Origin of the sequence: Bauldia sp. (genome assembly GCF_965232525.1) — a bacterium.
GTDB lineage: Bacteria > Pseudomonadota > Alphaproteobacteria > Rhizobiales > Kaistiaceae > Bauldia.
The window spans coordinates 343,800-370,775 of record NZ_OZ246980.1; the positions used below are offsets into that span (position 1 = coordinate 343,800).

The window sequence follows — 26,976 nt, forward strand, 5'->3', positions numbered from 1 at the left end:
CGCTGCCCCCTAACTGGCCGTGGGAGGCGGGAGGTCCTGGTCGAGCCGGAGCTTCTTGCCGAGCTCGGCCGACCGATAGACCGCCTCCTCAATGGCGACCACCTCGAGATAGCTCTCGGCGGTATTCTCGATCGGCGCGCCGCGCACCAGACCATTGACGACATGGTCGATCAGATAGCCGACGCAGCCGCCGCCATAGGTCGCCTCGTCCACCGACCAGGCGAGCGGCACCGCGTGCTCGTCGTTGTCGCCGAAGCGGCGAAGCCAGAGCCGGCCGAACCCGTCGAGGCGGAGCGCACCGCCCTCGCCCTCCACCAGCATATCGCCCATCGTCCGGCGCTTGTCCTCGGCGATGTGGTCGGCGTGGCGGTTACCGTCGAAGATCGACGTGGCGCCGCTGTCATGGTCGAAGATCATCAGGCCCGCGTCCTCGCCCTTGATCGCCGGATTGAGCTGCCGAAGGTCGGCGTACACCGCGATCACCGGCCCGAACAGCCAGCGATAAAGATCGACGAAATGCACCCCGGTTTCGCGGATGAGAAAGCGCGGCATCGCCTGAAAGGACGGCTGGCGGCTGAGATAGGCGTCGGGGCCGCGCCCGTCGCCGGGCCGTAGCGCGAACCGCGCGCCGTAGATCGTGCCGAGGACCCCGTCGTCGAGTTCGCGCTTCAACTGACGGTGCCAGGGTTGGAAGCGGAAGTTTTCGTGGATGATGACCCGCGTCCCCGCCGCGGCCGCGTCCGAGGTGACGGCGCGGGCTTCGACCAGCGACGTGCAGAACGGCTTCTGGCAAATGACGGTTCGCCCGGAACGGAGGGCCGCGCGGATCAGATCGGCATGGGTGACCGGTGGCGCGACGATGTCGATGACGTCAGGGTCTTCCGCCGCCAGCAGCGCGGCGAAGTCCTCGTAGCCCACGGCGGCGCGTCCCTCCGTCGCGGCGGCGAGACGCGTCGGATCGGGGTCGCAGACCGCGACCAGCGTTGCTTCCGGGTTCCGGTCCCAGGCGTCGAGATGAAACCGGCCGAAATACCCCGCCCCAACGACAGCGACCCGCAGCCCCTCGGTCATCTCTTCGTCCTTCCCGTCACCACCGACATCGCCACCTCACCAATCGCGATGTCTCTCGTTGTCCTGGCAGACGCCGACCCGATCGCGCATCACCCCTCGGACAGCATCCCAAAGGCGCGGCGAAAGAAATCGTCACTGCCGAAGTTGCCCGATTTCAGCGCCAAGGCGAGCGGCGGCGCACCGATCACTTCGGTCCACGGCACGCCCGGATCGATCTCCGGCCCGATGCGCAGAGCCTGAACGCCCAGCGCCGAAACCACACTGCCCGAGGTTTCGCCACCGGCGACGATCAGCCGGCGGAACCCAGCGTCGACCGCCTTCCGGGCGATCTTGCCGAAGGCCTGCTCGATCAAGCGCCCAGCGTTCCCGGCGCCGAGACGATCCTGAACCGCCGCTAGCGCCTCCGGATCGGCGGAGGAGTAAATCAAGACCGGGACATCGGGCGGGGTGGCAGCCGCCCAGGCCACGACGTCACCGACCCCCGCCCCGGCGGCGAGCGCGTCAACGTCCAGCTTCCGGTTCGGCCAGGTTTCGGCGGCCGCTACAATCTGCCGGCGTGTCGCTTCCGAGCAGCTTCCGGCCAGCACCAATGCGCGGCCCCTCACCTCCGGCAACCGCGGCGGCGCGGCCAACGGAAGCCGGCCTCGGCCGCGCAGGTTTTCTGGCAGTGCCATCGCCACGGCCGAACCGCCGGTGACCAGGGCATGTCCGTCCGCGGCGCGCCCAATCGCCCACATGTCTGCGTCGGTGATCGCATCCACGACACCGTAAGCGACATCGTTGTCGCGCAACCGGTCGACTGCGGTCGAAATCGCCGACGGTCCTTCGCGGACCGCCGTGTACGGAATAAGCCCGACACCGCGTCGTGCCTGCGCAGCCATCAACCGCAGCAGGCTCGAGTCATGCATCGGGTTGAGCGGATGATCCTTCATCGACGACTCGGAGAGAAGTCGATCGCCAACAAAGAGATAGCCGTTGTAGATCGTACGTCCATTCTCGGGGAACGCCGGGCACACGAAGGCGAAATCGCTGCCAAGCGCCTTCAGCAAGGCGTCGGCGACTGGCCCGATGTTTCCCTCGGCCGTGGAATCGAACGTCGAACAGTACTTGAAGACGATCTGTTCGGCACTTTCAGCGCGCAACCAGGCGAGGGCCGCAAGCGACGTGTCTACAGCCTCATTCACGGGCGCTGAACGGGACTTCAGCGCCACGACGACAGCGTCCGCCTCGCCGACCGCGAAACCGGGCTCGGGAACGCCGATCACTTGGGTAACCCGAACGCCCTGTTTGACGAGGGTGTTGGCGAGATCGGTCGCGCCAGTGAAATCGTCGGCGATCGCGCCAAGAACGACACTCATGATCCGTACCCGCTATCCAGAATCGCGCACGCTCTTCGACTTGGCTCGAGTCTGCGTTTCATGCGCTGGCCGTGGCGACTTCCCGCGTCCTGGCTTCCCCGACGAGCGCCACCACTTCGCGCGCTACGGCAATGGTGCCCATATCGCCGCCAAACTCCATCGGCCGTATCCGCTTCTCAGCGAAACCGCGATAGACCGCGTCGTCGATAAGCCGGCCGGCGACACCGAGCGATGGGTTGTCAGCCTTCCCTTCCAGATATTCGAGCATCATGCCGGCGCTGAGGATCGCCGCCAGCGGATTGGCCTTGTCCTGGCCGGCGATGTCCGGCGCGCTGCCATGGGCCGGCTGGAACAAGCCGGTGGTGTCGCCGATCTCCGCGCAAGCGGCCATCCCCATTCCCCCAACCAGGGCAGCGGCGAGATCGGAAAGGATGTCGCCAAAGATGTTCTCGGTGACCAGAACGTCGAATTCCCAAGGCTGGCGCACCAGGTCCAACGCTTGTGCGTCGATATAGTTGTAACCAGTCTCGACATCGGGGAATTCGGTGGCGATCTCGTCGAAGATTTGACGGAAGAACGCCATCGTGACGAAGACATTGGCTTTGTCGACGCAGGTGATCAGCCCACGAGCCCCGCGCCGACGCCGACGCTCGGCCAACTGGAAACCGAACCGATGGAGTTTCTCGGTCGTCGGCCGGGTGATCCGCATGATGTCACGGGCCTCGAAGTCGTCGACAATCTCGCTGCGGCCGTGAACGGCTGCCGTATAGAACAGGCCCTCGGTCGACTCCCGCAATATGACAAGGTCGATCTCCCCCGCGCGCGGGTCGGCCAACCGCCGCGGCGCGTTCGGATAGGCGCGGACCGGACGCACGCCAGCATAGAGTCCATATCGGTCCCGAAGTCTGAGGTGGGGCGCGATTTCGGTGCCGTCCGACTTGCGGACACTGGGCAGGCCGATGGCGCCGACGAACATGGCATCCGCTTCACCGGCCGTCTCTTCGCCACCCGGTTCGAGGTCGTGCCCGGTTTCCCGGAAGTACCCGGCCCCACCGGCGATTTCCCGATAGTCGATGGTAAATCCGCCAACCGCCGACCGCGCCGCGTCGACCGCTGCCAAAGCAGCGTTGGCCACGTCGACGCCGATGCCGTCGCCCTTGATGATGGCGACGCGAACCGGCTCCCCACTCGTCATTTCTCGCTACCTCTGTTTCACACGGGGATTATGCATACGTTATTAAATCCGTAAACACCTTGACGATGTTCATCGACCGACGAGCGTGCCGGCCTGTTCATTGTCGGTATTGTAGGGCAGTGTATTCATAATACGATGCACCAATCGAGCGGTGAAAGGCCTGCCGAATTGGCGACCGAGCGGCCGAAGGGGCAGTAATCGCGCTGCCTAATCGTATGACGAGTATCTGCGGCTTTGCGTGGTTGCGGCACGGCTGTCCAGGGGCACCTTCACCAGCCTGAAGACGAATGCCCTGTAAATTGTTTGCCAGTCCGTTCTCATCGAGGGGAGATGCCGCCATGAAACGTCTGCTCATCACAACCACCGTTGCCACGACCGCGTCCATGGGCTTGGCGTCTGCCGCCGCCGCATGTGCCTCATTTGTCGCTCATTCGCCGGGCGAGCAGCGCGAAGCCTACCATGTGGACCTTACGGGTGACGGTCCAGGCGATGGTGACAAGCTGGTTGGCGGCCGAGTCCTTAACGATGCTGACGGTAATCTGATCGGCATGCGCTATTGGGTACAGGATGTGCAAGGCACAGACGCCGATGGCGTGTCACACGCGCGTGTTGGCAGCGGTGTCACCGTCGTCGACGATGGCGTTATCTTCAACTCTTTGATGTTCAACTTCCCGGGCGAGGCAGCCGGACACGGCGAGAAGATGCTCGCCCCCGCCTCCGGAACTTCGACATTCGACATTATCGGTGGCACGAAAGCCTACGCCGGTGCCCGGGGCACAATAACGGTGGAAGCCGTTGGCGGCAGCAACAGCAATGACGCCTTCTTTCGTTACGAGGTGGAGTGCGACTGACCATCGCTCCACTAACCCGGCGCGCAGGCTCCAACGGCCTGGATCAGGCCGTAGCCATAGACCGGATCCTTGCCGGGATCGCCGAGGTCAACCGCAGCGGCGGCGAGTTCGGCGGCAATTTCCTCGGGATCGCTCAGCCCCATCCCCTGCTGGGCGAGGACGACGGCCGCGGTCACGAACGGCGTTGCGAATGACGTGCCGGTCTTGGTTCGCGCACCGCTGATCGAGGCGGCGGTCCACACTTCGACGCCAGGCGCGGCGAAGTCGATATGGTCGCCACGGCCGGCACGCCGGTACACCCGCTTGTTGCGGTCGATCGCCGTCACGGCAAGCACCACCGGATAGGCCGCCGGATAGGCGGGGTCGGCCCTAGGCCCGGCGTTACCAGCGGCGGCGACCAGCGTGACATCGGCGGCAGTCAGTTGGTCGACCATCTCCTCGAGCAGCGCATTTTCGGGACCGGCCAGTGAGAAGTTGATCACCGAGACCGACTGATCGGCGAGGAGGTCCATGGCGTTGACCAGCGAATAGATATCGGCCCGCTCGTCGTTGCGGGAGCCGCGATGGAACGCGTCGACGGCGATGACCGTCGCCCCGGACAGCAGTCCGGGACTGCGGCTCTCCTCGGAACCCAGGAACAGCGCCGCGACGGCCGTGCCATGCAGGCGCCGCGATGGCGTCCGCTCGACGACCCCATCCGTGGTCAGGACCTCGAGGTTGCCGTCGGCCAAGGCGGTGTGCTCGGTATTGATCCGCGTGTCGATCAGGCCGACCCGGGCGCCAGCCAAGCAAGTGTCCCGAACGCCGGGTTTGATCGGCCAGTTGATCAACTTGGGTGCCGCGCATCCCGGCTCGGTGCAGTCCGCAAGACCGCTCTCTGCGCCGGTGCCGGGGCGGTAGTAGTGATTGAAATCGACCGCTGCCGCAGCGTTCAACGCAGCGATTCGGGCGCGAGCCGCTTCGAGCGTGGTACCGGCCGGAACCCGGAACCGGACGTTCTCACCGGGGACCAACGCGACCGCACGCCTCTCGACAGCGACATAGCCGTCACCCGCCAACGTCGCGATCTGAACATCGGTCAATCCGAGCGCGACGATCTCGTTGCGGGCGCGCGTCGGCGGTGGGGGTGGAGGCGGTGCGGGCTTCACCACGCGGCGTACGGGTGCCGGCTGTGGCTTAGGCTTGGGCTTCTTGCGGAACAGCCGGAAGCCACCGCCTTCGGACCGCTCGCTGAAACCGGAACCGCCGCTGCTGCGTGACGACTTGCTGCTCTTGCCACCACCGCCGCTGCTCTTGCTGCCGCCGCCACCCTTGCTACCACCACCGCCTTTGCTGCCACCGTCGTCATCGTCGTCATCATCATCATCGTCGTCGTCATCATCGTCATCGTCGTCCTTGTCGGCCAGCGCCTTGCCGATTGGCGAGAACGGCTCTTCGCCGAACGGAACCGGCCCACCGAGACCAAGGACGACGGCAAGCAATGCGACGAGTGGCACACGACGTATACCCTTTGGAAGGGTGGCGACGCTAAACCAAGCAGGTGGCAGGGTCATGTTGTGGTCTCCCGACGTTCGGCTATATTGCGCTTTGTCTAACGACGGCGGCAACGCTTTATTCCAGCCAACGTGACAGGTTTTCGGCGAAAGCCGGATACACAAGATTCCGACCAACGGAGACAACCGAGACACGTTGACATGCCGGACCCTTTCGGCGCGGAACTGATCAAGCTTCTTCCCAATCTGCGACGGTTCGCGCTTTCGCTGTGCGGCTCGGCAGACGTCGCCGACGATCTGGTGCAACTGACCTGTCAGAAGGCGCTGTCGAACCGGGGCTCCTTTGCCGCCGGGACACGGATGGATGCCTGGCTGTTCCGCATCCTCAGGAACGCGTGGATCGACATCATCCGCAAGCGCAAAACGGAGGGAGCAACCGATGCCGTCGATACCGCCGAGCTGGTGGGAACCGACGGGGTCGCAGCGAGTGAAAGTCGACTCGCCCTCGGCGAAACCATGGCCGCCATCAGCCGTCTGCCGGAGGATCAGCGGGAGGTTCTGGTGCTGGTATGCATCGAGGAGCTCTCGTACAAGGAAACCGCCGCGGTTCTCGACCTGCCGATCGGAACTGTGATGAGCCGGCTGGCGCGGGCACGCAAGAAACTTGCTGCGGACTTGGGAATAGACGGCTTACCAATCCGTTCTGACAGCGTGGAGAAACGCGAAGCTCGATGACGGAACGGTTCACCGACGAACAGCTGATGGCCTATGTCGACGGCGAGGCCGATGCCGACACGGCGGCTGCGATCACGACAGCGATCGACACCGATCGCGACCTCGCAGCGCGGGTGGCCGTGTTTGCCGAGACGCGGAGACGCGCGCGAGACGCGGCCAACGTCGCCGCGGGCGGCGTTCCCGATGCCCTGCGCGATAGCGTGGCGGCGATGATCGCGGAACATGAGCAGGCGACCGACCCCGGGGACGAGACCACGATGGTGCCGTTTCGCACGCCACCGGCGCAAGTGAACGAAAGCCGGCGGGCCACATGGTTCCCGGCGCTGGCCGCCTCGATCGCGTTGGTGGTCGGCGCAGTCGCCGGCTACGCGATCGCGATCGTCGACAATGATTCGGACGGGTTAATCACGGCGAAGCTCGACACACCAGGAATCGCCGCGGCACTTGGATCCCTGCCGTCCGGTTCGGATGCGACCCTGCCGGAGACCGGCGCCCGCCTGCACGCCATCGCCTCCTATCGCGACATGGACGGCGCCTTGTGCCGCGAGTTCGAAGTCGACGAAGTGGATCGCACGACCGTGGTTGCGGTGGCCTGCCGCCAGGCCGATGCTTGGGCTGTGCAGTTCATGGTCGCCGCTCCGGCGTCGAGCGACGATGGCTACGCGCCGGCATCCTCGCTGGAGGCGCTCGACGCCTACCTCACCGCGGTCGGCGCAATGGCGCCGCTGGAGGAGGCAGAGGAAGCCGCCGCGCTTGGCGCCATCGGCCCGAACTGACCCACAACAGACCGAACGGCGTCACGCTGCCGCGGCGTCTTGAGTCTCGATCCAGACGATATCGGCCCGGAGGTCGGTGGGCAGGCTCCCGCGAATCTCCACCACGCCGGGCGCCAGCACGATGGTGATGCGGCGCGCCTGCAGCTCATGAAGTAGCGGACAGAGCAGATCGGGGTCGGCCATCACGTCGGCATCGTCGACCAGAACGACAGAGGCCTTGCGAAGCATGGTGCGGGCCGCACGCACGGCGGCCAGCGTTCGCTTCGACACCCGAACGGCGTCATCCGGACGAACGGACAGGACATCTTCCGTCAGGCCAAGCGTCTGAAGCACCTGCGCGCGCGCCGCCGAGGTGACCGCGCGCGGGCTGCCGAGCGAAGCGTTGACGGCGAGGGACGCCGGCACCATGGGCATGGCGCCGGTGAGGTACGCGACGGTCTTGCGAAGATCTGCCGGATCGAACCGTTCGAGGGGCACGTCATCGATGGTGACATGGCCGGCGCTGATGTAATCGATCCCGGCGAGCTGCGCGAACAAGCCACGGGCGACGTCTTCCGGTAAATCGCGCAACACGGCGATCCCGCCCTTCGGCACGGAAAACGACAGGGTCGAACTGGTTCCCGTGAGAAAGAAGTCAGAAACCGCCAGCGCCCGGCCACCGCGCTTCCGGCGCAGCGGCCTGACCTCATCCGCCTGCTCCAAGGCGGGTCGGGTGAAGACGTTGCGCAGCCGCGCCATCGCGACGTTGTTGGCGAGACGGTATTCCAGCGCGATCGCCACGGCGTTCAACTGACCGACCAATACCGCCGTCACCAGGATCAGGAGGCCGAGAAGTTCCAGCGACGTGGCACCGCCGCCGAATAGCTGCAACCCGAAACACACGGCGGTGATCGGGAACACGAGCTCGCTCGCCGCACGAAGCACGCCGGACACGGTCGCCCGGCCGACCAGCTCCCGGTTGAGGTCATCGGATTGGCGTTCGAGTTTGCGGAGTGATGTGCCGTGCCGACCGTGAGCGAGCAGCGTCAGCCGACCGGCGAGAATGCGTCCGGCGGCATTGGCGATCCGTCCCCGCACGCGCCGGCTCTGGACAATCCGGCGATTGAGCGGACCGGCAAAGACCGCGAGCACCGCGCCCCAGGCAAGCAGGCCCGGAAGCAGTGCCGCTGCTAGGCCGGGATGAGCAATGACGAGGAAAGTTAGCAGCGAGCCGATCAGCGAGGCGGCGACGGCGATCGACACAACGCCATCGCTCAGCCACAGCTTGATCGCCGAGAGATCGTTGACCACGCGCGTCATCACGAGCCCAGTCGACGCGGATCGGCCGTTCGCCGGAAGCCGCATGACGTGGCTCATCAACGCCAACCGCAGCGCTTTGACGTAGCCGAGCGCAAACCGTTCGGCCCAGCGCCGCTGCACGACACGCAGCGCAATGAGGCCCGCCACCCCGGCAAGAACCGCGGTCGCCGAGGCCATACCGCCCTCGGCCGGCGCGCCCAGCAGACGGGATGCGGCCATCGCGGCGACGATCGCGGCGACGGCCTGAAGCGCGCCAATCGCCGACAGGACACTGATCAGGATGAGGCGCGCCCGAGTCCACAGGCGGGGCATAGCGGATCACTCCGCCGCGGCGAGCGCCGATCGTTGCGCCGACGCCCAGGCCCGAACCGCACCCGGGTCCGTCAACTGCTCAAGCGGTAGGACCGGTACGCCGGTTGCCGTCGACGCCTCGCGCTGAGCCAGCGGCGACCGGGTCAAGGCGCCGGATATTCCAAGTACTTTGTGCCCAAGGCGAGCCAGATGCTCCGCGCCAGCAACCGCGCCCATCGCGTCACCGGCAGCGAAGAACGTCCCCGTCAGTTCGGTAGTCAGCGCCTCGGATTCGGCAAGCGCCGCCGTTTCCGCCTGGAACAAGCCATCGGCGATTTCGAGGATGGCGACATCGCACCGTGCCTTGGCCAAAGCGGCTAACAGACACTGGGTGGCCGCCAGCACCTCATCGTGTTCGACGCCGAACGTGGTGGCATGACCGGCGTCGGTGAAGTCGAGCGCCTCGGCCGCGCCGTAGTCGCGCATCAGCCAGAGGTCCCCGCCGGCGCCAGTTCCGGTGATCTTGGCCGCACCGACCCGATACCCGGCTGCCGCAAACCCCTTGACCAACCCGGCGGCGGTCGTCGTCTTGCCCGCGTTCATCGACGTGCCGAAGACAGCGAACACATCGGTCGGCGCCGCGATCGGCGCGACGAAACTGCTCGAAAGCGCGAAGTCGCGGACGTTGATCACGCATCCGTCGCGGTCCGCGAGCAGCCCGATCGGTTCAATCTCGGTCGGTCCGTTGAGCCGGTCATGCCAACCGACCGCACGCGCCGCGATTCCGCCAGCGGCCACCATGTGGCAGGGCGCGAGGTCCTCAGGCACATAGGCCTCGTACTGATCCGGCGCATAGCGGTTGCCGTAGGCGAGCACGATTTCATCCCCAGGAAGAAGCATGGCCCGCCGCCCCGACGGCAGTTCGATCCGACTATGCGAGCCCAATCCCGTGACCCTCGCGAGAACCAAGTCCCCGGGGGCCGGCGGCTGCCCGGTCGCGAGCAGACCGCGGACCGCGCCAGCCGGCACGCGGCGGGTGGCGAAAGCGCGCTTGGCGGTGTCCAGCCGGCCACGATTGAGAATTTCCATTTGCGTTCCCCTTGGTTTCGGTCGGCCGCGAACGGCGCGACTGTCCGAAGAACGCCATGATCGGGGGGTTATTCCCTGTAGTTCAGGCTTTTTTCATGGAATGTGCGCACGATTCTGAGCCGCGAAAGAAAACCGGTCGTCCGGAAGGCGCGATTCGCGATGCCCGATACCCACTACGTCCATCCGCGACTCGCGGCGATCTACGACCGTGATAGTGGCTGGTCCGAGGACCGGGACTTCTATCTGGCGCTCGCCCGGGATCGAGAGATGCGAATCCTCGATCTCGGCTGTGGCACCGGCCTGATCGCGCGCGCCTACGCCGCTCGCGGTCACCACGTCACCGGCGTCGATCCAGCCGAGGCGATGCTGGAAGCCGGACGCCACGAACCGCACGGCGAAGCGATCGAATGGGTCCACGGCTTCGCGCAGACCTACGCCTCGGACACGCGCTTCGACCTGATCATCATGACCGGAAATGCGTTCCAGGTGCTGCTCAACGATGTCGACGTGCTTGCGACCTTCGCCACCGTGCGGGGGCAACTCGCACCCGGCGGCATCGCAGTATTTGAGTCACGAAATCCAGCGATCGATTGGGCCGAAATCTGGGACAAGGCCGAGATCGTCCACAGGCTCCCCGACGGGGACGTCCGCATAACGCGCCATTTCCTCGCCTGGAACGGCGATCGGATGACCTTTGAGCACCGCTACCGGTTTCCCGACGAGACCCTGGTCTCGCGCAGCGTGTTGCGCTTCATGACCGCGGAGGAGATCGACGACCGGCTGGACGCAGCTGGGCTGCGCATCGAACGCCTGATGGGCGACTGGAGCGGCGAACCTTTCGACCCGGCGTCCTCTGAAGAGATGGTCTTCCGGGTGGGTGCCGCGGATTAGCCGATCTCGTCGCTCCTGCGCACTACCAGTTGGTCACCGAACCGTCCCGACGCGTGAGGTGCGGCGCTTCCCAGAAGGCAAAGGACTGCTTGGCCATCAGCGTCTCGTCGACCTCGACGCCAAGGCCTGGCGCATCGGAGACAGGGTACACTGATCCCTCCAACCGCGGCCCGACCGGAAACAGCTCCGCATCATCGAAGCCAAGATGCTTCGTTTCGACCGGCGAGGCTCGGGTCTCCAGCCATGAGAAGTTGGCCACGGCTGCGGCGAAATGCACGGTCGCCGCGGTGCAGACGGGCCCCAGCGGGTTGTGCGGCATCATGTCGACATAGTGGGCCTCGCTCCAGCCGGCGACCTTCATCGCCTCGGTCAGGCCGCCGACGTTGCACACGTCGATACGGTTGAACTGATGGATGTCCCGCTCGATGTAGGGCAGGAACTGCCACTTCGACGCAAACTCCTCACCGATGGCGAACGGAATGTCGGTCATCCGCCGCAGCGCTTCGTAGGCCTCCGGGGTCTCGTCACGGATCGGCTCCTCCACGAAATCGAGCGTGCCGGTCGGCATCTTCTGGCAGAAGCTGGCCGCTTCGGCAACCGAAAGGCGGTGGTGGTAGTCGATGCCGAGAACAACGTCATCGCCGAGCGCCTCACGCGCCTTAGTGCACCAGCGCGCCGAGGTGGCGATATGTTCGCGCGGCTCGTAAATGTCGCCATCGCGATGGCCACTCGGCGACAACCGCATGGAGGTCCAGCCGGCGTCGATCAGCGCTTTGGCCTCTTCGATCATCTCCGGCCCGGGTGGCGCATGGGTGGTGGCGAAGGTCGGGACGTGATCGCGTTGTTTGCCGCCGAGCAGCTCGTAGACCGGAACGCCGAGGGCCTTGCCCTTGATGTCGTGGAGAGCGATGTCGATGGCCGAGATCGCCGCCTGGAGCACCCGGCCGCCCTCGAAATACTGGCTGCGATACATCTCCTGCCAGAGCGCACCGATCCGCATCGGGTCGCGGCCGACGACGAATTCCGCATAGTGCTCGATCGCACCGACCACCGCCTTCTCGCGCCCCGATAAGCCGCTCTCCCCCCAGCCGTAGACGCCCTCGTCCGTCTCGACCTTGACAACCAACTGGTTGCGGATGCCGACGCGGACCGGATAGGAGCGGATGGCTGAAATCTTCATGGTTCAAGTCTTTCCTTTTGGATGCCGGCCGAAGAGCTTGATGCGCCCGCGATCATCAAGTCGGCGCGTCCGGCTGATACCGGAAACGTTCGTGAATCCGCCGGTGACGGGGATCGGGGTTGGGAATCGCGGATAACAAGGCCTGGGTATACGGGTGCTGCGGGGCGTTGACGATCTGATCGGTCTCGCCGGTTTCGACGATCTTGCCGCGATACATCACCGCGACCCGATCGCAGACATAGCGGATCACCGAAATGTCGTGCGAGATAAACACGTAGGACAGACCGAGCTCGTCCTGCAACCGCATGAGAAGATCGAGCATCTTAGACTGCAGTGAGACATCGAGCGCCGACGTCGCCTCGTCGGCGACCACCAGGCGAGGCTCCAACGCGATCGCCCGGGCGATGCCGATCCGCTGGCGCTGGCCGCCGGAGAAAGCGTGGGGGTAACGCTCGCGCCAAGCGGGCTCAAGCCCGACTTGCTCCATCAGAAGAGCGACGCGTTCGTCGAGCGCCTTGCCGCGGGCGATCCCCGCGAGGCGGATAGGCTCGCCGATGATGTCGCGGACGGTCTTGCGCTGATTGAGTGAGCCGACCGGGTCCTGGAACACCATGCGCATCTGGCGGCGGGCGCGCTTCAGGGTCGCCTTGTCGACGGTGCAGATGTCGACGGTGCTGCCATCCGCCATGGCGAAGTCGATGCGGCCGGAGGTCGGATCGTAGACTCTCAGCAGGCAGCGGCCGATGGTCGTCTTGCCCGAGCCGGATTCGCCGACGATGCCGAGGGTCTCCTTGCGGTGAACCTCCATGTCGACACCATCGACGGCGGCGAACCGATCGAAATGCATCGACAGGTCCTTCACCGACAGGACCGGCGCCACGGCGGAATCGACGGGCGGGCGGGCGACCCGGATCTCGGCCTTGTCCTCCAGCTTGAGCACCGAGCCGATCAGCATCTGGGTGTAGGGCTCGCGGGGCGCGTGGAATATCGCGTCGACCGTCCCCCGCTCCACCGCCCCACCGTTGTACATGACCAGCACCGTATCGGCGATCTCGGCAACCACCCCCATGTCGTGGGTGATGAACATCACCGCCATGCCGTGCGCGGTCTGGAGTCGGCGGATCAGATCGAGGATTTCCGCCTGGGTGGTGACATCGAGGGCGGTGGTCGGCTCGTCGGCGATCAGCAGCGACGGATTGCAGGCGAGCGCCATGGCGATCATCGCCCGCTGGCGCATGCCGCCGGAGAACTCAAAGGTGTACTGGTCGATCGCGGTCTCCGGATTGGGGATTTCCACCTGCTTCAGGAGTTCCAGGACCCGCGCGCGCCGTGCCGCCTTGCCCATCCGTTCATGAATGCGCAGCGTCTCACCGATCTGCTCGCCGATGCGATGAACCGGAGACAGCGAACTCATCGGCTCCTGGAAGATCATGGCGATCTCTTTGCCGCGCACGTCGCGGATGGCGCGGCCGCGCGGATTGAGCGCGGCCAAGTCCGCTTGCGTCCCGTCCGGCCGGTTGAGCAGGATCGAGCCGGCGACGATGCGACCGGGGCGATCGACGATCTGGAGGATCGAGCGGGCGGTGACCGACTTGCCGGAGCCGGACTCGCCGACGACGCACAGGGTCTCGCCGGCCCTCACCTCGAACGACACGCCGTCGACGGCACGGACCACGCCGGTCCGGGTCGGGAAATGCGTCTGCAGGTTCTCGACCTTCAAGAGGACGCGATCGGTGGCGGCGCTCATGATTCGGACCCGTACGGATCGGCAGCATCGCGCAGTCCGTCGCCGAGGAAATTGAACGACAGCACCGCGATGACGATGGCACCGGCAGGCGCAAACAGCAGCCACGGCGCCTGGCTGACGGCGCGGATGTTGCGCGCCTCCTGAAGCAGCACGCCCCACGAGATCGCCGGCGGCTGCAGGCCGATGCCGAGGAACGACAGCGCCGTCTCGGCGAGGATCATCACCGGGATCGCCAGAGTCAGCGTCGCGATGATGTGGCTGACGACGGAGGGGATGAGGTGATGGAAGATGATGCCGAACTCGCTCATACCGTCGAGGCGGGCGGCGATGACGAAATCCTCGTTGCGCAGCGACAGGAACTTGCCACGGACCTCGCGGGCAAGGCTGGTCCAGGCGAGCAGCGACACGATGATGGTAATGACGAAATAGACCCGAAGCGGCGGCCAAGCGACGGGAATCGCCGCCGCGAGCCCCATCCACAGCGGAATGGTGGGGATCGAGCGGAGGAACTCGATGAAGCGCTGAACGACGAGATCGATCTTGCCGCCGAAAAAGCCGGAGACACCGCCGATGGCGAGGCCGAGGGCCAGGCTGATGACGACACCGACCAGCCCAATCGACAGCGAGACCTGGGCGCCGATGATCACACGCGACAGCATGTCCCGGCCCAGACGATCGGCGCCGAGCAGGTACATGGAATCGCCGGGCCCCGGGTCGACCAGACCGAACAACTTGGTCTCCATCGGGATGAAGCCGAGCAGGTCATACGGCTCGGAGGGCACCAGGAAGCCGATGCGGAGCGGCTTGTCGGGGTTCGGTGTGAACTCCCGCCGCATCGCCTCCCGGTTCAGCTCCATGTCGAGCGCGTTGACATGGGGCATGAAGGCGCCATCGTGGAACAGCGACAGGGCCTGGGGCGGTGCGTAGGTGAACCGGGCGTTGGTGTCGTTCGGATCGAACGGCGCGATGAAATTCGCGAAGGCCGCCATCAGATAGAGGAAACCGATGACGAACAGGCTGATCACCGCCGGCTTGTGCTTCAGGAATTTCAGCCGGAACAGCTTCCATTGGCCGGCGACGGCGATGTCGCCCTGTTTCGGCTCCTCGGATGCCGCAAAGATTTCCTCGTCGGTCGCGCTCATTGGCGCCTCACCCGCGGATCGGCGATGGCGAGCAGGATGTCGGAGATCAGCGTGCCGATGATGGTCAGCACCGAGATCAGGAGAATGAGCGAGCCGGCCAGGTACATGTCCTGGGCGAGGAGGGAGCGGAGCAGCAGTGGTCCGGTGGTCGGCAGGCTCATGACCACGGCGACGATGATTTCGCCGGAAATCACCGCCGGCAGAATCCAGCCGAGCGTGGAGATCAGCGGGTTGAGCGCGATCCGCACCGGATAGCGGATCAAGAGCTCGAACTCGGAGAGGCCCTTGGCCCGCGCGGTCGCGACATAGGGCTTTGACAGCTCGTCGAGCAGGTTGGCGCGCATGATCCTGACCAGCGCCGCCAGCGAGCCAAGGCCAATGACCACGACCGGCAGCCAGACGTGGCTGATGAAGTCGACCAGCCGCGCCCAACTCCACGGCGCGTCGATGAATTGGTCGGAGAACAGGCCGCCGACGCTCTGGCCGAAGAAGGTCGACCAGATGTACATGGCGGTCAGCGCGAAAACGAAGTCGGGAACGGCGAGAAAGAAGAACGCGGCGAAGGCGGCCGAATAATCGGCGATCGAGTATTGCCGGACCGCTGACAGGATGCCGATCGGGATGGCGAACAGCCAAACGAAGCACAGTGTCAGGAACGCCAGCAGGAACGAAAAGCCGAGCCGTCCCCAGATGATATCGGTGACCGGCTGGCCGGTCTCGAACGAGATACCGAAATCGCCTTGGGTAACGATACCGACGATCCACTTGTAGTACTGGACGTAGATCGGCTGATCGAGGCCATAGCGCTCCCGCATCGCCAGGACCGTGCCTTCCTGGACGGCGCCGCCCTGGCTCGCCCAATCGGCCATCAGTGTGGTGAGATAATCGCCGGGCGGCAACTGAATGATGATGAAGGCGACCACCGACACGGCCAACAGTGTCGGGATCGCGTAGAGGAGCCGGCGGGCGATGAAGGCAAGCATAGCGGCCTAGCGCGTCGAGCGACTTCGCCCGATCGGGATCGCCGGGCTGGCGCTGGTTCGGCGCATCATGGGGGTGTTCTTGCGCGGGTGCAACGAAATGGACCGGTGAGCCATACGATCCACTCCGATCGAAGGGTTAGGTCGCGCGCGGTTGCCTTGGGCTGCGGACGGCGCGATCCGGCGGGGCAGCCGAAGCCGCCCCGCCGCCGGGAGAAAAGCGATCAGTTGTCGCGATCGAAGTACCACTGGGTCAGCGTCGGCGCCGGATGCCAGAGATTGCCGGTGATCGGTATCCCGTCCATCACGTTGCGCAGATCGCGGCTGACCATCTTGTATTTGGGCTCGGGCCGGGAGATGCCGATGGTCAGAAAGTTGTCGGCGGAGAGCTCAAGGAACTCCTTCATCTCCGCCAACCGGGCTTCGTCGGTCGCCGCCCGGGTGACGTCGTTGTAGGCGGCCATCAGCTCCCTAATCTCTTCCGGCGGCTCTTCGCCGGCATTCGGATCGCCAAACCACTCGGCCCAGCGGATGCCGTAGAACAGGTCCGCCTTCTGGAACGGCATGTAGCACCGGACATCCGCATACGCCTCGGACAAACCGCCGACGCAGTTCCAGATGTAAGCCTCGTGCTCGTTGGCGTACCACATCGTGTTCAGACGCGCCCGGTCAGTGGTGCGGATCTGAATGTCGACGCCGACATCGCGGGCATATTGCTGAACCAGCTGCATCACGTCCGGATAGGAGTTTCCGAACACGTCGGCGACCATGAAATTGATGGTGAGCCGGTCGCCGTTCTTGTCGAGACGGAAGCCTTCCGCGTCCTTCTCGGGCAGGATCGCGTCGAGCATCTGGTTGGCGAGGTCTGGGTCGTACTCGATGTACTGGGTGGCCAGACGCTCGTTGTAGAGCTCGTGACCGGGGTGGACGGCCACCTGGGCGGGTGTGCCCTGACCGACATAGACCAGATCGATGATCTCCTGACGGTTGATGGCGTGGCTCAGCGCGATGCGGAAGTCCTTGTTCTGGAAGATCTCCCGCTTGACCGGATCCTCGATGTTGAGGTTGAGGAGCACCACCGCGTCGTTCGCCGGCAGGTCCTTGACGTCGACGAAGCGGAAGTTGCCGGTGTCCTGGCCATCGAACAGAACCGACCGATAGGTCGGGTTGTTGATGTGACGGAAAGCGAAATCGAAATCGCCGGCCGTCATGCGGAGCGCCATCAGCTCGGGATCGTCGATCTTTGCCCAGGTCATACCGTCCACGTACGGAAGCTGATTTCCTTCAGGATCGACCTTCCAGTAGTAAGGATTGCGTTCGACCGCGACCCGTTCGCCATCGGCATAGGGGACCGTGAGCACCCACGGATTGATCGTCGGCAGTTCGGTGTTCAGCCAGAACGGCGGCTGGAAGGTCAGCGAGACCTTCGAGTTGAACAGCGACACCCAATCGCCGACCGACGGATCGGCTTCGATCAGCGCCGGCAGCCCCTCAGCGTTGTACTTCTCATGGAACTGACTGAGGTAGTGCTTGGGGTAGATCACCGGCAGGTGACCCTGACCGTAAGCGAGCTGCTGAACGAACAGGCCGTAGGGCTGGGAGAATTTAAACTCGACAGTGTTGTCGTTGAGTTTGGTGACGATTACCGGCTCGCCGCCTGCGGTGAACACCGGATTGCGGGCCGGCGTCAGGTCTTCGTTCATGAAGACATCTTCGTACCAGAACATGATGTCATCGACCGTGAACGGCGCGCCATCGCTCCACTTCATGCCGTCGCGAAGCGTGAAGGTGTAGGTGGTCGCATCGTCGGAAACCGTGAAGGATTCGGCGATCGACGGGACGATTTCCGACCAGGTCGGATCCCAGCGGACCAGAAGCTCGTTGGCCGTCGTCCGGGTCATGTTGTAGTGGTCGCCGTTGGCGAGGATGGTGGTGCGCAGCGTGCCGCCATATTTGCCGATGTCATCGATCATCGTTTCGACAAACGGATTATCCGGCAGACGCTCCCCGACCGGCGGCAACTCGCCGCTTTCGACCAGCGGATCGAGCATCGGCGCCTGGTTGTAGTCGCTGGCCAGCGCCGTTGAGCCAAGGCCAGCGGTGATGAAGCCGGCCACCATCGTCGTGACAGCGGCTCCGCGGAATACGGCCTGATACGTCATGTCTCCTCCCACACGTGGCTTGGCCAGCGGCGTATTGCCGTCCGACGAAGCCGGCTTAAAAAATACACGGTACCGGATTTTAGTGGTCAAATACTCACAAATCGTACATTATTTGTCAACGGCGAAACGCGACCTAAGACAATCCGCACGACGCGGAGTAAGCGATTTGCAAAAGCCACTGAAACAAAACACAACACCGTCGGAGACGGACTTCCTGCAAGCCGACGGCGATCAGGCTTCAACGATCTATGAGCTGATCCGAAGCGATATCCTCAAGGGTCAACTGACAGCCAACGAGCGGCTCAAGGTCGCCGAGCTGGCGAAACGCTACGGGACATCGACCAATCCAGTTCGCGAAGCGCTTCAGCAGCTTCGTGGCGAGGGGTTTGTGGTGTTCCTCCCCAACCGCGGTGCCCGGGTCCGCCCGATCGACGAAGACTACGTACGCGACATCTACGAAATCGCCGCCCTGATCGAGCCGCACCTGATCCGCTGGTTCATCGATGTTGTCTCGGTCGAGGAGATCGCAGAGATCGAGGATATCCAGCGGCAGATGGAGGAACATAACTTCCGGGACTACGGCGTTCACTCCAATCTCGACACCCGGTTTCATTCGCTGATGTACGAGCGGCACTACAACCGCCACGCCGTCGACACCTGGCGCCGGCACCGGCAAATCCTCGGATCGATCAATGTCGGAACCGGGCTGCCGTTCTCGCTCACCCGCCGGGCAAAGATCATGGAAGAACACCGCGCCCTGATCGAGGCCATCAAGAACCATCGCGTCGACGATGCGGCCAAGATCATCGCGACTCACGTGACCGGCTCGGGCGAGCACATCGTCGACAACATGCGCTCCCTTCGCCGCCAGGAGCGCGGTTACTGACGGCGACCGTCAGCGTCCTCCACCACACCGCACCAGTCGCAGATGATGTCGGCCGTCGCCGCGACGGCGCAGGAGAGGTCGGCAAGATCGACCCATTCGCCGATACCGCCGGCCATGGCGAGGTCACCGCAGAGCGGGCCGAAGCCGACGGTGGGAATCTCCTTCTGGACGATCGGGTTCCGGATATCGCTGGACGTGTGCAGCGGATTCACCTGCGGCGTGGCGCCGTGCCGCGCGAGCACCGCGGCAACCGTCCGGTAGATGGGCGCATCGTCCGGCGTTTCGGCTGCGCTTACCCCGGATAGCCACGCGATCTCCGGCGGATGGGCCGCTAGCCACGGGTCGTGGCGGGATACCGCGGCAATGGCGCTCTCGACATCGGCCTGAACGACCTCGAGTTGCTCGCCGGGGACCAATGTCATCGCGCCGGCAAGCCGGCATGTCTCAGCGATCCGGGTCAGGTTGCCGTCGCCGAACGCGCATTCGGTGAGCATCAGGTTGGCCGAGCGGCCGATCGCCTGATCGAGACGTGGGTGGTGGACGGCCCGGCCGCGGGCTTCGCCGAACCTGTCGAGTGCCGCAGCGACGATCCGCGCCTTGTCGAAGGGATTGACCGCCCGGTGACTGAACGCGGTATGGGCCGGCTCGGCGGTATCGGGCGCTTCGCCGGCAATCGTGATCCGAAACTCCAACTGCCCGGGCGCGAAGGCCTTGATCTCATCGAGCCCGCGTCCGGATTCGGCGGGGTGGAGATAGACCGCCGCGTCGGCGTCGACCCCGTCATGCAGCGCCGCCGCGATCCCCCGACGGTGCGTCTTGCTCGGCGCGCTGACCAGGACGACATCGCCGCGTGGCCGCAGCCTCTCCCCATGCAGTCGCGCGATTGCGCGCACCAGCATTACTAGTCCGGCGAGGTCATCGGCGACACCCCAGCCGATCATGCGGCCGTCACGCACCACCGGCGTGAATGGATCGGATGACCAGCCGGCACCCGCGCCGCCCTCCTCGGTATCCGGATGGGCGAACAGGATCAGGCTTCGGCCGTCGCCGCTCCCATCGAGGCGGCCGATCAGGCAGCGCTCTGTGGTGCCGGCCGAGACCGAGCCATCGGCGAATTCGTCGGTCAGCGAGACAGTGGCCGGGTCGTAGTCGAGGAACCGGGTGGTGCAGCCGGCGGTGGCCATCGCCGCTTCGAGGACGGCGTGAACGGCGGGCGTTCCCTCGCGTCCCGCGACGACCAGATCCGACAGGAGGCGACGATCGCCGTCCGCGGCCGCCATCTCTTGGTCGCGATCGGCGCTCACAGCGCCGCCATGGCGGCGAGCACATCGTTGGCGAGACTACGGATATGGGCGACCATGGTCTCGCGCGCGGTTTGCGGGTCCTCGGAGCGAAGTGCCGCGATGATCGCGAGATGCTCTTCCGTGTCGGGGCGGAACCGCGACGGCAGACCGGACAATTCGAAGATGCGGGTCGTGACCCGCAGCTCGCGGATAACACCGGCCATGACATCGTTGCCGCAGGTATCGGCGATCATGTCGTGGAGCTTCTCGTCGGCCGCCCAGTGGCTCTCGGCCGGCACCGCCGGATTGGCCTTCAGCGTCAGCATGTCGGCCTCGACGCCGTCGAGCGCCCCGGCGTCGATCTTGCCGGTCGCCATGGCGATGGCTTCGCCCTCAAGGAGCTCGCGCAGCCGCATGGTCTGAAAATATTCGCGATTGGACACGACGCGCACCCGGAACGGCTGGTTGACCTGCTTCTCGATCAGCCCCTCGCTCTGCAACAGAAACAATGCCTCCCGCACCGGCGTGCGCGAGATTGACAGCCGGTTGGCGAGACGATCCTCCGAAACCGTCTCGCCGCCCTTCAGGGTTCGGGCGAGGATCATCGATCGGATGGCGCGATAGGCACGATTGGCGAGGCTGTCGGCCTCGCCGGGATCTTGGGTCGAGGTGATCAGGAGCGTCTCAGTCATCGGGTTTCGGAGGTGTTTGGAGGGGCGCCGAGGTAGCACAAGAGGCGCGCGGGCGTTTCGACAAGAAGGCGGTGAACGTCGGCGTCGCGCCAGCCACGCCGCCTCATCATCGGAACAATGTGATCGAGCAGATGCGTGTATCCGTGCCCGCCATAGCTGGCAAGCCGGGTGCGCGTGCAGATGTCGTGGGAGACCGTGATCTGATCCCGAAAGCCGGTCGCCATCAGGTCGCGGATCAGGTCAAGCCGCATGTAGTCGGTGGGGAGGTCCAGGTCCTCGTCGGCCATCCAGTATTGCGAGGTCTCGATACCGAAGAAGTCCCACTCAAGCACGAAGCCGCGATTGAGAAGGGTCAACAGCCGGGGCCGGTCAAAGATCGTGCGGTCCATGTGACCGATGACACAGCGGGACGGATCGGCACCGGCCGCGACAAGGATGTCGGCGATCTCCAACGGCGCGTCCGGATGGCGGCCGGGATGGACGGTGATCGCCGCGCCGGTTTCGGCCTGGACGATCGCGGCGGCGGTCAGTTGCCGGCGCTCGACATCGGCGAGCGGCCAGGAGCAGCCGAGTTCACCGATGATGCCGGCGCGGACGTCGGTGCCATGCGCGCCGATGTCCAGGGCGGTTCGCATCACGTCTGCCAACGTATCAACGTCCGCCTCGCGAATCTCGGCTGGCATGTAGTCGGCAACGTAGTAGCCTGCACCGATGATCACGGCGACGCCGACGGCTTCAGCGATGGCCGCAAGGCGTTGCGGCTGCGGGTCCAGGCCGCCGACGGTGAGTTCGACGATCGCCCCGCCACCGCTCGCACCAAATCGCTCAAGCTCGCGGATCGCGATCGCGTCTTCGTCAAGAACCGTGTTCCGGGGGTTGCGGTTCTGGAAGTAGTCGACCGCGAAGCGGTTTTCGATGGTGATCGGCGCCCCCGAATTCGATGCACGGGTCGCCGGCGCGCGCAGATCGCAGAGGATGTGCTCGTGCATCAGCACCGCACCCAAGGTCTCCGCCGGCACCGGTCCGTTGACGGTCTGCGCGTAGGTCGTCACCCGCTTCGCGCCTCCGCTAGTGAAGAATCTTGGCCAGGAACCGCTGAGCCCGTTCGCTGTGGGAGGCGGTGAAGAACGATTCCGTATCGCGGTCCTCGACGATCTCGCCCTTGTCGATGAAGATCACCCGCTGAGCCACATTGCGCGCGAAACCCATCTCGTGGGTGACACAGATCATGGTCATGCCCTCGCGGGCGAGTTCGACCATGACGTCGAGGACTTCGTTGATCATCTCCGGATCGAGCGCCGATGTCGGCTCGTCGAACATCATCGCCATCGGATCCATCGCCAGCGCCCGGGCGATCGCCACCCGCTGCTGTTGGCCGCCGGACAGATGGGCGGGGTACTTCGGCGCCTGATTGGCGAGGCCGACCCGCTCCAGCAGCGACCGCGCCTTGGCCTCGGCTTCGTCGGCGCTACGACCGAGGACCTTCTGCTGCGCCAGCATCAGGTTTTCGAGAATGGTGAGATGGGGGAAGAGCTCGAAATTCTGGAACACCATCCCGACCCGACTGCGCAGTTTCGGCAGGTTGGTGGACGGAGCACCGACGCTAGTGTCGCCGACCATGATCGTGCCCGAATCGAACGGCTCCAGCCCGTTGACGCATTTGATCAGGGTCGACTTGCCGGAACCGGACGGGCCGCAGATGACGACCACCTCGCCCTTGGCGACGCTGGTCGAACAATCCTTCAGGACCTGAAACGAGCCGAAGGTTTTTGAGACGTTATCGATGGTGATCATGAGGGTACCTTGTCGAAACGGTCGAGCTGATAGGGGCGAATGTCGTGGTCGGCGCGGCCGCGGCAGATCAGGTCGGCGGTGAGCCGCGCCACCGCCGGCGCGAGGGTGTAGCCGTTGGAGGTCACCGCGTTGAAGACGCCCGGTGCGCCGGGGGCCTCGCCGACGATCGGGGCGCCGTCGATGTTGACGTTCATGCCGGCCCAGGTCCGCAAGACGTGCAGGCCGGTGAGCTGCGGCAGCACACGATTGGCGACCCAGAGATTGCCCTCGATGCTGTCACGGACAGTGACGTTCATGTTCTGGCTTTCGCTGTAGCGCGCCGTCCACGCGCCGCCGATGACAATGCCGCCGGAGGCGAGCTGCTTGAGGCTGAGGTGGCGATCGGCATGGCCGACCAGCTGTTCGACGAGCACCGGCGCGCGCTCGGTGACGATCATCTGCAGCGGTGCGCTGTAGACTGGCAGATCGAGCCCGACCAGCGCACCGACCTGGTGCGCCCACGGACCGGCGGCATTGACCACACGGCCAGCGCGGACGGTGCCGCGCCCGGTTTCGACCCGCCATGCATTCCGCTCGCGCGCCAGGGCTTTGACATCGGCGCTGCGAAAGACGCGAGCGCCGAGGCGTTCGGCCTGCTCGAGAACACGATAGGTGGCAGTGAGCGGATTGATCTTGCCCTCCTGCGGCGCGTACTCGGCGCCGATCAGCCGCTCCGAGAGCGCCGGCGCCAGCGACCGGAGTTCGTTCCGGCCGATGATCTCCGCCTCGACGCCGTGGCGGCGTTCGAGCGCAGCCTTGGCTTCGAGGAACGCCATCCCAGCGTCGGTCTCGGCGACCATGAGGCCGCCGGTGACGCGGATCTCGAAATCATGGCCGCAGGTCTCGGCAAGCGCCTGCCATAGGGACACAGCCCACGGCCCGAGCGCCAGCGTATCGGCGGCAGGGCCGCCGCCGGCTTCCGCCTTGTCGCCGAAATCGAAGGAGAGGAGCTGGACATGGAGGCTGCCGGCATTGGCTCCGGACGCCTGGAGGTTGGCGTCATCGCGCTCCAGCAGCACCACATCCCGACCGGCGCGCGCGAGTTCGAAGGCAACGCAAGCACCGACAACGCCGCCGCCGATCACCGCGACCTCGGTTTCCACATCGCCGAACGGCGGTGCCAGCAGCGGGCGGGACAGATCGGGAGAGCCGGCACGGCGATGCCCGCCCCATTCACGCTTCTCGACGCTGAGCGCGGCCCCGGGGAACGGCTTCGCCGGCAGCCGCGGCGCGAACCCGTCTTCCACGTCACGCGGCCGCCCGGTCATCTCCGACAGAAGCTTGGCGGCAAGCGGAGCACAGTAGCGTCCCTGACAGCGCCCCATGCCGAGGCGGGTACGACGCTTGAGAACCGCAAGGCTTTGCGATCCGGCGTCAATGTCGCGGCGAACCGCGCCGAAGCTCAGGTCCTCGCAACGGCAGAGCACGGTCTCATCGGGCACGGTATCGAGATGAACCGGCGGCGCCTGGAACAATGACCAGAGCGCGTCCTGGAAGCGGCGCGCGCGGTCGCGGCGGCGGCGGGCGGCGAGTGCGGCTCTGGTGTCAGTCTCGTAGCCAAGCTGCCGGGTAGCGGCGATTCCGGCAATGGTTCCAGAGGCTTGAGCGACATCGGCACCAGCGACCGACGCCCCGTCGCCAACCGCGAAGACGCCCGCGACACTGGTCTCGCCGTCGTCCGACACAGCCAGCGACAGCGCGCCAACCCCGTGTCGATCAAGACGTGTCCGGCAACCGAGCGCGTTGCCGATCTCGATCGACGACATGAAGCCGTAGCCGACGCAGAGGGCATCGACCGCATGGTCCTGCTCGCTTCCGGGGAGGGCTCGCCCGTCTGCCGCAACACCGACAGTGGTGACGGTCGAGACCCGACGGTCGCCTCGCGCCCGCGCGACCACCTGCGACCAGAGGATCGGGACACGATGCCGGCGAAGCCGCAGCAGGTAGCCGGCGCCTTCGCGCATCTTGGTCGGGTCGGTCGCCACTGCCCGGACAATGTTGCGGGCGGCCGCGATCGATGGTTTCGGCGCGCTCTCCACCACCGCGACCACCTCGATCCCGTTTTCGGCAAGGTCGGCGGCAAGCTGGAAGTTCAGCGGTCCGTTGCCGGCGACAAGCACGCGACGACCGGCCGCGACCTGATAGGCACGGGCGAGGGTCTGGGCGGCGCCGGCGGTCATTACGCCGGGCAGTGTCCACCCGGGAAACGGTGCGGCGCGCTCGTAGGCCCCGGTGGCCAGAACGAGCCGGCGTGGCCGAAAGACCACGGCGCGGCCATCGACCAGGGCGATGATTTCGTCGGAGGCGAACGCGCCCCACACGATTGCAGCTTGCACGATCTCCACGCCTGCATCGCGAACCGCGTCGACCAGCACCTCGCCTTCCGCGAATTGCCGGTCCGGCGGGCCGGCCGCGGTGTGGGATTTGGCAACCGGCTTGTAGTACTGACCGCCGCTCTGTGGTCTCTCATCGAGGACGATGACAGCCGCGCCGGCCCGGCGAGCAGCCAGTGCCGCGGCGAGACCGGCCGGCCCCGCGCCGATCACCAATATGTCCGTCTTTCGTTCGGGCAGCTTGCCAGCCGGCTCGACCGCCAAGGGCTGCAGCGGATCGTCGGCGGTTCCAGCCGGCGGGACCGAGCGCACAACCTCCCCGCCGGCGACGTGGGTAAGGCAAGCGCGCTGACCGGCGCGCCCGTCGACGGTGACGACACAGTCGTAGCAGGCGCCCATCCCGCAATAGAGGCCGCGCGACTGAGGTAGCCCGTCGGGGCCGGCAATCTCGTGGGTCCGGATCGCCGCGATACCCGATGCCGCCAGTGCCGAAGCGATGGTCTCCCCGGCATAGGCTTCAATCGGGGCGCCATCGAAGGTGAATGACACCCGGGGGCCGTTCGGCACCACGCCCGGTCGGACGATCCTCAATGTCTTCATGACCTTGGCGCGTCCGTAACCTCGTTTCGCCGTCGCCCAGAACATCAGCACAATAGCCGATATTTTCATCGTATACAGAGAAAATATTCGATGTATTATGTCGCGGACACTATCGATCGAGGATCGCCCATGCCGGAGTTCAGGGGAACCTATACGGTTCTGGTGACACCCTTCACGCCGGACGGCGCGGCCGTCGACGCGCCTGCGTTGCGCACGCTGGTCAACTGGCAGATCGACCAGGGCATCCACGGGATCATCCCCCTCGGCAGCACCGGCGAGTTCCTGTCGGTCACCCGCGAAGAGCGTCAGCAGGTGATCGAGATCTGCATCGCCGAGGCCCGCGGCCGCGTGCCGGTGCTGATCGGCACCGGGGCCGAATCCACCGTCCACGCCGTGGACCTGTCGCGGGAAGCGGAGGCGATGGGCGCCGACGGCGTCATGGTGATTCCGCCGTTCTATGCGAGCCCCACCGACGCGGAGCTATTCGAACATTTCCGCCTGATCGGCGAAGCGATTTCGATCCCGATCATGGTCTACAACAACCCCGCCACCGCCAATATCGACATGACCCCCGATGTCATCGCAGCGCTGTCGGCCATCGATGCGGTGACGATGGTCAAGGAGTCGACGCTGGAGGTGACTCGGGTTCGCGACATCATCGAGCTCTGCGGCGACCGGATATCGGTGTTCGCCGGAATCCTTGGCTACGAGTCGTTCTGGCTTGGAGCCGTCGGATGGGTCGCAGTCTGCTCGAATCTGATGCCCCGCGACTCCGCCCGACTGTTTGAGCTCGTCGCGGACCACTCGGATCGCGATACCGCGCTGGCGCTCTATCGGCGGATGCTGCCGATCGTCCGCTGGGTCGGGGGGCACCGCTATGTCTCGGCCACCAAGGCCGGGCTCGCCGAAATGGGGCTACCGGTCGGCCCGCCCCGTATGCCGCGCCTGCCGCTACCGGCCGACGAGCATGCCGAACTGATCGAAGACATGACCGCGCTTGGACTGACCGGATCGCTGCAGTTGGCGGCGACCGGCTGACCCTACGAGGCCTAATCGCAACCAGATGGGACAACAAGAAAGGGCAAATAC

22 protein-coding genes are annotated in these 26,976 nt (G+C 65.3%); 6 read left to right on the forward strand and 16 right to left on the reverse strand.

The window, feature by feature from the left end; all coding sequences use genetic code 11:
• Positions 1-9: 9 nt before the first annotated feature.
• The 3 genes from ACO076_RS01630 to ACO076_RS01640 form a co-directional block, all read right to left on the reverse strand.
• Positions 10-1,071, reverse strand: coding sequence for a Gfo/Idh/MocA family protein (locus tag ACO076_RS01630; RefSeq protein WP_421724997.1), 1,062 nt, complete (start codon positions 1,069-1,071; stop codon positions 10-12).
• A gap of 89 nt (positions 1,072-1,160) precedes the next feature.
• A complete protein-coding gene (gene otnK / locus ACO076_RS01635) occupies positions 1,161-2,429 on the reverse strand; it encodes a 3-oxo-tetronate kinase (RefSeq protein WP_421724998.1) in 1,269 nt (422 codons plus the stop codon).
• Positions 2,430-2,487: 58 nt separating this feature from the next.
• Positions 2,488-3,624 carry an isocitrate/isopropylmalate dehydrogenase family protein gene (locus ACO076_RS01640; RefSeq protein WP_421724999.1) on the reverse strand — a complete coding sequence of 379 codons (1,137 nt, stop codon included), beginning with the start codon at positions 3,622-3,624 and terminating at the stop codon, positions 2,488-2,490.
• Between the two features lie 338 nt (positions 3,625-3,962).
• Here ACO076_RS01640 and ACO076_RS01645 point away from each other — a divergent pair, with 338 nt between their 5' ends.
• The gene (locus ACO076_RS01645; protein ID WP_421725000.1) at positions 3,963-4,475 is read left to right on the forward strand and encodes a hypothetical protein; all 513 of its coding nucleotides are present in this window, start codon (positions 3,963-3,965) and stop codon (positions 4,473-4,475) included.
• An 11-nt stretch (positions 4,476-4,486) separates the two neighbouring features.
• Here ACO076_RS01645 and ACO076_RS01650 read toward each other — a convergent pair whose 3' ends face one another.
• A complete protein-coding gene (locus ACO076_RS01650; protein ID WP_421725001.1) occupies positions 4,487-5,971 on the reverse strand; it encodes a S8 family serine peptidase in 1,485 nt (494 codons plus the stop codon).
• A gap of 198 nt (positions 5,972-6,169) precedes the next feature.
• Here ACO076_RS01650 and ACO076_RS01655 point away from each other — a divergent pair, with 198 nt between their 5' ends.
• Entirely contained in the window at positions 6,170-6,703 is a 534-nt protein-coding gene (locus ACO076_RS01655) for an RNA polymerase sigma factor (protein ID WP_421725002.1), read from the forward strand.
• Complete coding sequence (locus ACO076_RS01660; RefSeq protein WP_421725003.1) at positions 6,700-7,479, forward strand: anti-sigma factor; 780 nt, start codon at positions 6,700-6,702, stop codon at positions 7,477-7,479. Before ACO076_RS01655 ends, ACO076_RS01660 begins: the two co-directional genes overlap by 4 nt.
• A gap of 21 nt (positions 7,480-7,500) precedes the next feature.
• On the opposite strand, the gene ACO076_RS01665 is transcribed toward ACO076_RS01660, so the two are convergent.
• Positions 7,501-9,090, reverse strand: coding sequence for an ABC transporter transmembrane domain-containing protein (locus ACO076_RS01665; RefSeq protein WP_421725004.1), 1,590 nt, complete (start codon positions 9,088-9,090; stop codon positions 7,501-7,503).
• A 6-nt stretch (positions 9,091-9,096) separates the two neighbouring features.
• Positions 9,097-10,158, reverse strand: a complete 1,062-nt coding sequence (locus ACO076_RS01670) for a hypothetical protein (protein WP_421725005.1) — start codon at positions 10,156-10,158, stop codon at positions 9,097-9,099.
• Between the two features lie 159 nt (positions 10,159-10,317).
• Between ACO076_RS01670 and ACO076_RS01675 the strand changes: the two genes are divergently transcribed.
• Complete coding sequence (locus tag ACO076_RS01675) at positions 10,318-11,049, forward strand: class I SAM-dependent methyltransferase (protein ID WP_421725006.1); 732 nt, start codon at positions 10,318-10,320, stop codon at positions 11,047-11,049.
• Positions 11,050-11,071: 22 nt separating this feature from the next.
• On the opposite strand, the gene ACO076_RS01680 is transcribed toward ACO076_RS01675, so the two are convergent.
• From ACO076_RS01680 to ACO076_RS01700, 5 genes are all read right to left on the reverse strand, one after another.
• Positions 11,072-12,229, reverse strand: a complete 1,158-nt coding sequence (locus ACO076_RS01680) for a mandelate racemase/muconate lactonizing enzyme family protein (protein WP_421725007.1) — start codon at positions 12,227-12,229, stop codon at positions 11,072-11,074.
• A gap of 55 nt (positions 12,230-12,284) precedes the next feature.
• Positions 12,285-13,976, reverse strand: coding sequence for an ABC transporter ATP-binding protein (locus ACO076_RS01685; RefSeq protein WP_421725008.1), 1,692 nt, complete (start codon positions 13,974-13,976; stop codon positions 12,285-12,287).
• Entirely contained in the window at positions 13,973-15,118 is a 1,146-nt protein-coding gene (locus tag ACO076_RS01690) for an ABC transporter permease (protein WP_421725009.1), read from the reverse strand. The genes ACO076_RS01685 and ACO076_RS01690 overlap by 4 nt, the downstream gene beginning before the upstream one ends.
• A complete protein-coding gene (locus ACO076_RS01695) occupies positions 15,115-16,101 on the reverse strand; it encodes an ABC transporter permease (RefSeq protein WP_421725010.1) in 987 nt (328 codons plus the stop codon). The genes ACO076_RS01690 and ACO076_RS01695 overlap by 4 nt, the downstream gene beginning before the upstream one ends.
• A gap of 221 nt (positions 16,102-16,322) precedes the next feature.
• Entirely contained in the window at positions 16,323-18,260 is a 1,938-nt protein-coding gene (locus ACO076_RS01700; RefSeq protein ID WP_421725011.1) for an ABC transporter substrate-binding protein, read from the reverse strand.
• 166 nt (positions 18,261-18,426) lie between these two features.
• On the opposite strand from ACO076_RS01700, the gene ACO076_RS01705 reads away from it, so the two are divergent.
• Positions 18,427-19,146: a GntR family transcriptional regulator gene (locus tag ACO076_RS01705; protein WP_421725012.1), complete on the forward strand. Its 720-nt coding sequence runs from the start codon at positions 18,427-18,429 to the stop codon at positions 19,144-19,146.
• On the opposite strand, the gene ACO076_RS01710 is transcribed toward ACO076_RS01705, so the two are convergent.
• Genes ACO076_RS01710 through ACO076_RS01730 form a run of 5 tightly spaced genes read right to left on the reverse strand, consistent with a single transcriptional unit; the run spans position 19,140 to position 25,887 of the window.
• Entirely contained in the window at positions 19,140-20,426 is a 1,287-nt protein-coding gene (locus tag ACO076_RS01710; protein WP_421725013.1) for a M20/M25/M40 family metallo-hydrolase, read from the reverse strand. The two genes, ACO076_RS01705 and ACO076_RS01710, sit on opposite strands and share 7 nt — an antisense overlap.
• A gap of 20 nt (positions 20,427-20,446) precedes the next feature.
• Positions 20,447-21,121, reverse strand: a complete 675-nt coding sequence (locus ACO076_RS01715) for a GntR family transcriptional regulator (protein WP_421725014.1) — start codon at positions 21,119-21,121, stop codon at positions 20,447-20,449.
• Complete coding sequence (locus ACO076_RS01720) at positions 21,118-22,173, reverse strand: phosphotriesterase family protein (protein WP_421725015.1); 1,056 nt, start codon at positions 22,171-22,173, stop codon at positions 21,118-21,120. Before ACO076_RS01720 ends, ACO076_RS01715 begins: the two co-directional genes overlap by 4 nt.
• 16 nt (positions 22,174-22,189) lie before the next feature.
• On the reverse strand, positions 22,190-22,915 hold the full coding sequence (locus tag ACO076_RS01725) for an amino acid ABC transporter ATP-binding protein (protein WP_421725016.1): 726 nt from the start codon (positions 22,913-22,915) through the stop codon (positions 22,190-22,192).
• The gene (locus ACO076_RS01730; RefSeq protein ID WP_421725017.1) at positions 22,912-25,887 is read right to left on the reverse strand and encodes an FAD-dependent oxidoreductase; all 2,976 of its coding nucleotides are present in this window, start codon (positions 25,885-25,887) and stop codon (positions 22,912-22,914) included. The genes ACO076_RS01725 and ACO076_RS01730 overlap by 4 nt, the downstream gene beginning before the upstream one ends.
• A gap of 129 nt (positions 25,888-26,016) precedes the next feature.
• Between ACO076_RS01730 and ACO076_RS01735 the strand changes: the two genes are divergently transcribed.
• A complete protein-coding gene (locus tag ACO076_RS01735; protein ID WP_421725018.1) occupies positions 26,017-26,925 on the forward strand; it encodes a dihydrodipicolinate synthase family protein in 909 nt (302 codons plus the stop codon).
• Positions 26,926-26,976: the final 51 nt, after the last annotated feature.

Bases quoted from the DNA above. Each gene is read 5' to 3' on its own strand.
- ACO076_RS01710 (WP_421725013.1), bottom strand. From the start codon at position 20,426: ATGGCGGCCGCGGACGGCGATCGTCGCCTCCTGTCGGATCTGGTCGTC.
- ACO076_RS01640 (WP_421724999.1), bottom strand. From the start codon at position 3,624: ATGACGAGTGGGGAGCCGGTTCGCGTCGCCATCATCAAGGGCGACGGC.
- ACO076_RS01735 (WP_421725018.1), top strand. From the start codon at position 26,017: ATGCCGGAGTTCAGGGGAACCTATACGGTTCTGGTGACACCCTTCACG.
- ACO076_RS01660 (WP_421725003.1), top strand. From the start codon at position 6,700: ATGACGGAACGGTTCACCGACGAACAGCTGATGGCCTATGTCGACGGC.
- ACO076_RS01675 (WP_421725006.1), top strand. From the start codon at position 10,318: ATGCCCGATACCCACTACGTCCATCCGCGACTCGCGGCGATCTACGAC.
- ACO076_RS01695 (WP_421725010.1), bottom strand. From the start codon at position 16,101: ATGCTTGCCTTCATCGCCCGCCGGCTCCTCTACGCGATCCCGACACTG.
- ACO076_RS01630 (WP_421724997.1), bottom strand. From the start codon at position 1,071: ATGACCGAGGGGCTGCGGGTCGCTGTCGTTGGGGCGGGGTATTTCGGC.
- ACO076_RS01680 (WP_421725007.1), bottom strand. From the start codon at position 12,229: ATGAAGATTTCAGCCATCCGCTCCTATCCGGTCCGCGTCGGCATCCGC.
- ACO076_RS01730 (WP_421725017.1), bottom strand. From the start codon at position 25,887: ATGAAGACATTGAGGATCGTCCGACCGGGCGTGGTGCCGAACGGCCCC.
- ACO076_RS01690 (WP_421725009.1), bottom strand. From the start codon at position 15,118: ATGAGCGCGACCGACGAGGAAATCTTTGCGGCATCCGAGGAGCCGAAA.
- ACO076_RS01715 (WP_421725014.1), bottom strand. From the start codon at position 21,121: ATGACTGAGACGCTCCTGATCACCTCGACCCAAGATCCCGGCGAGGCC.
- otnK (WP_421724998.1), bottom strand. From the start codon at position 2,429: ATGAGTGTCGTTCTTGGCGCGATCGCCGACGATTTCACTGGCGCGACC.
- ACO076_RS01725 (WP_421725016.1), bottom strand. From the start codon at position 22,915: ATGATCACCATCGATAACGTCTCAAAAACCTTCGGCTCGTTTCAGGTC.
- ACO076_RS01655 (WP_421725002.1), top strand. From the start codon at position 6,170: ATGCCGGACCCTTTCGGCGCGGAACTGATCAAGCTTCTTCCCAATCTG.
- ACO076_RS01645 (WP_421725000.1), top strand. From the start codon at position 3,963: ATGAAACGTCTGCTCATCACAACCACCGTTGCCACGACCGCGTCCATG.
- ACO076_RS01685 (WP_421725008.1), bottom strand. From the start codon at position 13,976: ATGAGCGCCGCCACCGATCGCGTCCTCTTGAAGGTCGAGAACCTGCAG.
- ACO076_RS01700 (WP_421725011.1), bottom strand. From the start codon at position 18,260: ATGACGTATCAGGCCGTATTCCGCGGAGCCGCTGTCACGACGATGGTG.
- ACO076_RS01670 (WP_421725005.1), bottom strand. From the start codon at position 10,158: ATGGAAATTCTCAATCGTGGCCGGCTGGACACCGCCAAGCGCGCTTTC.
- ACO076_RS01665 (WP_421725004.1), bottom strand. From the start codon at position 9,090: ATGCCCCGCCTGTGGACTCGGGCGCGCCTCATCCTGATCAGTGTCCTG.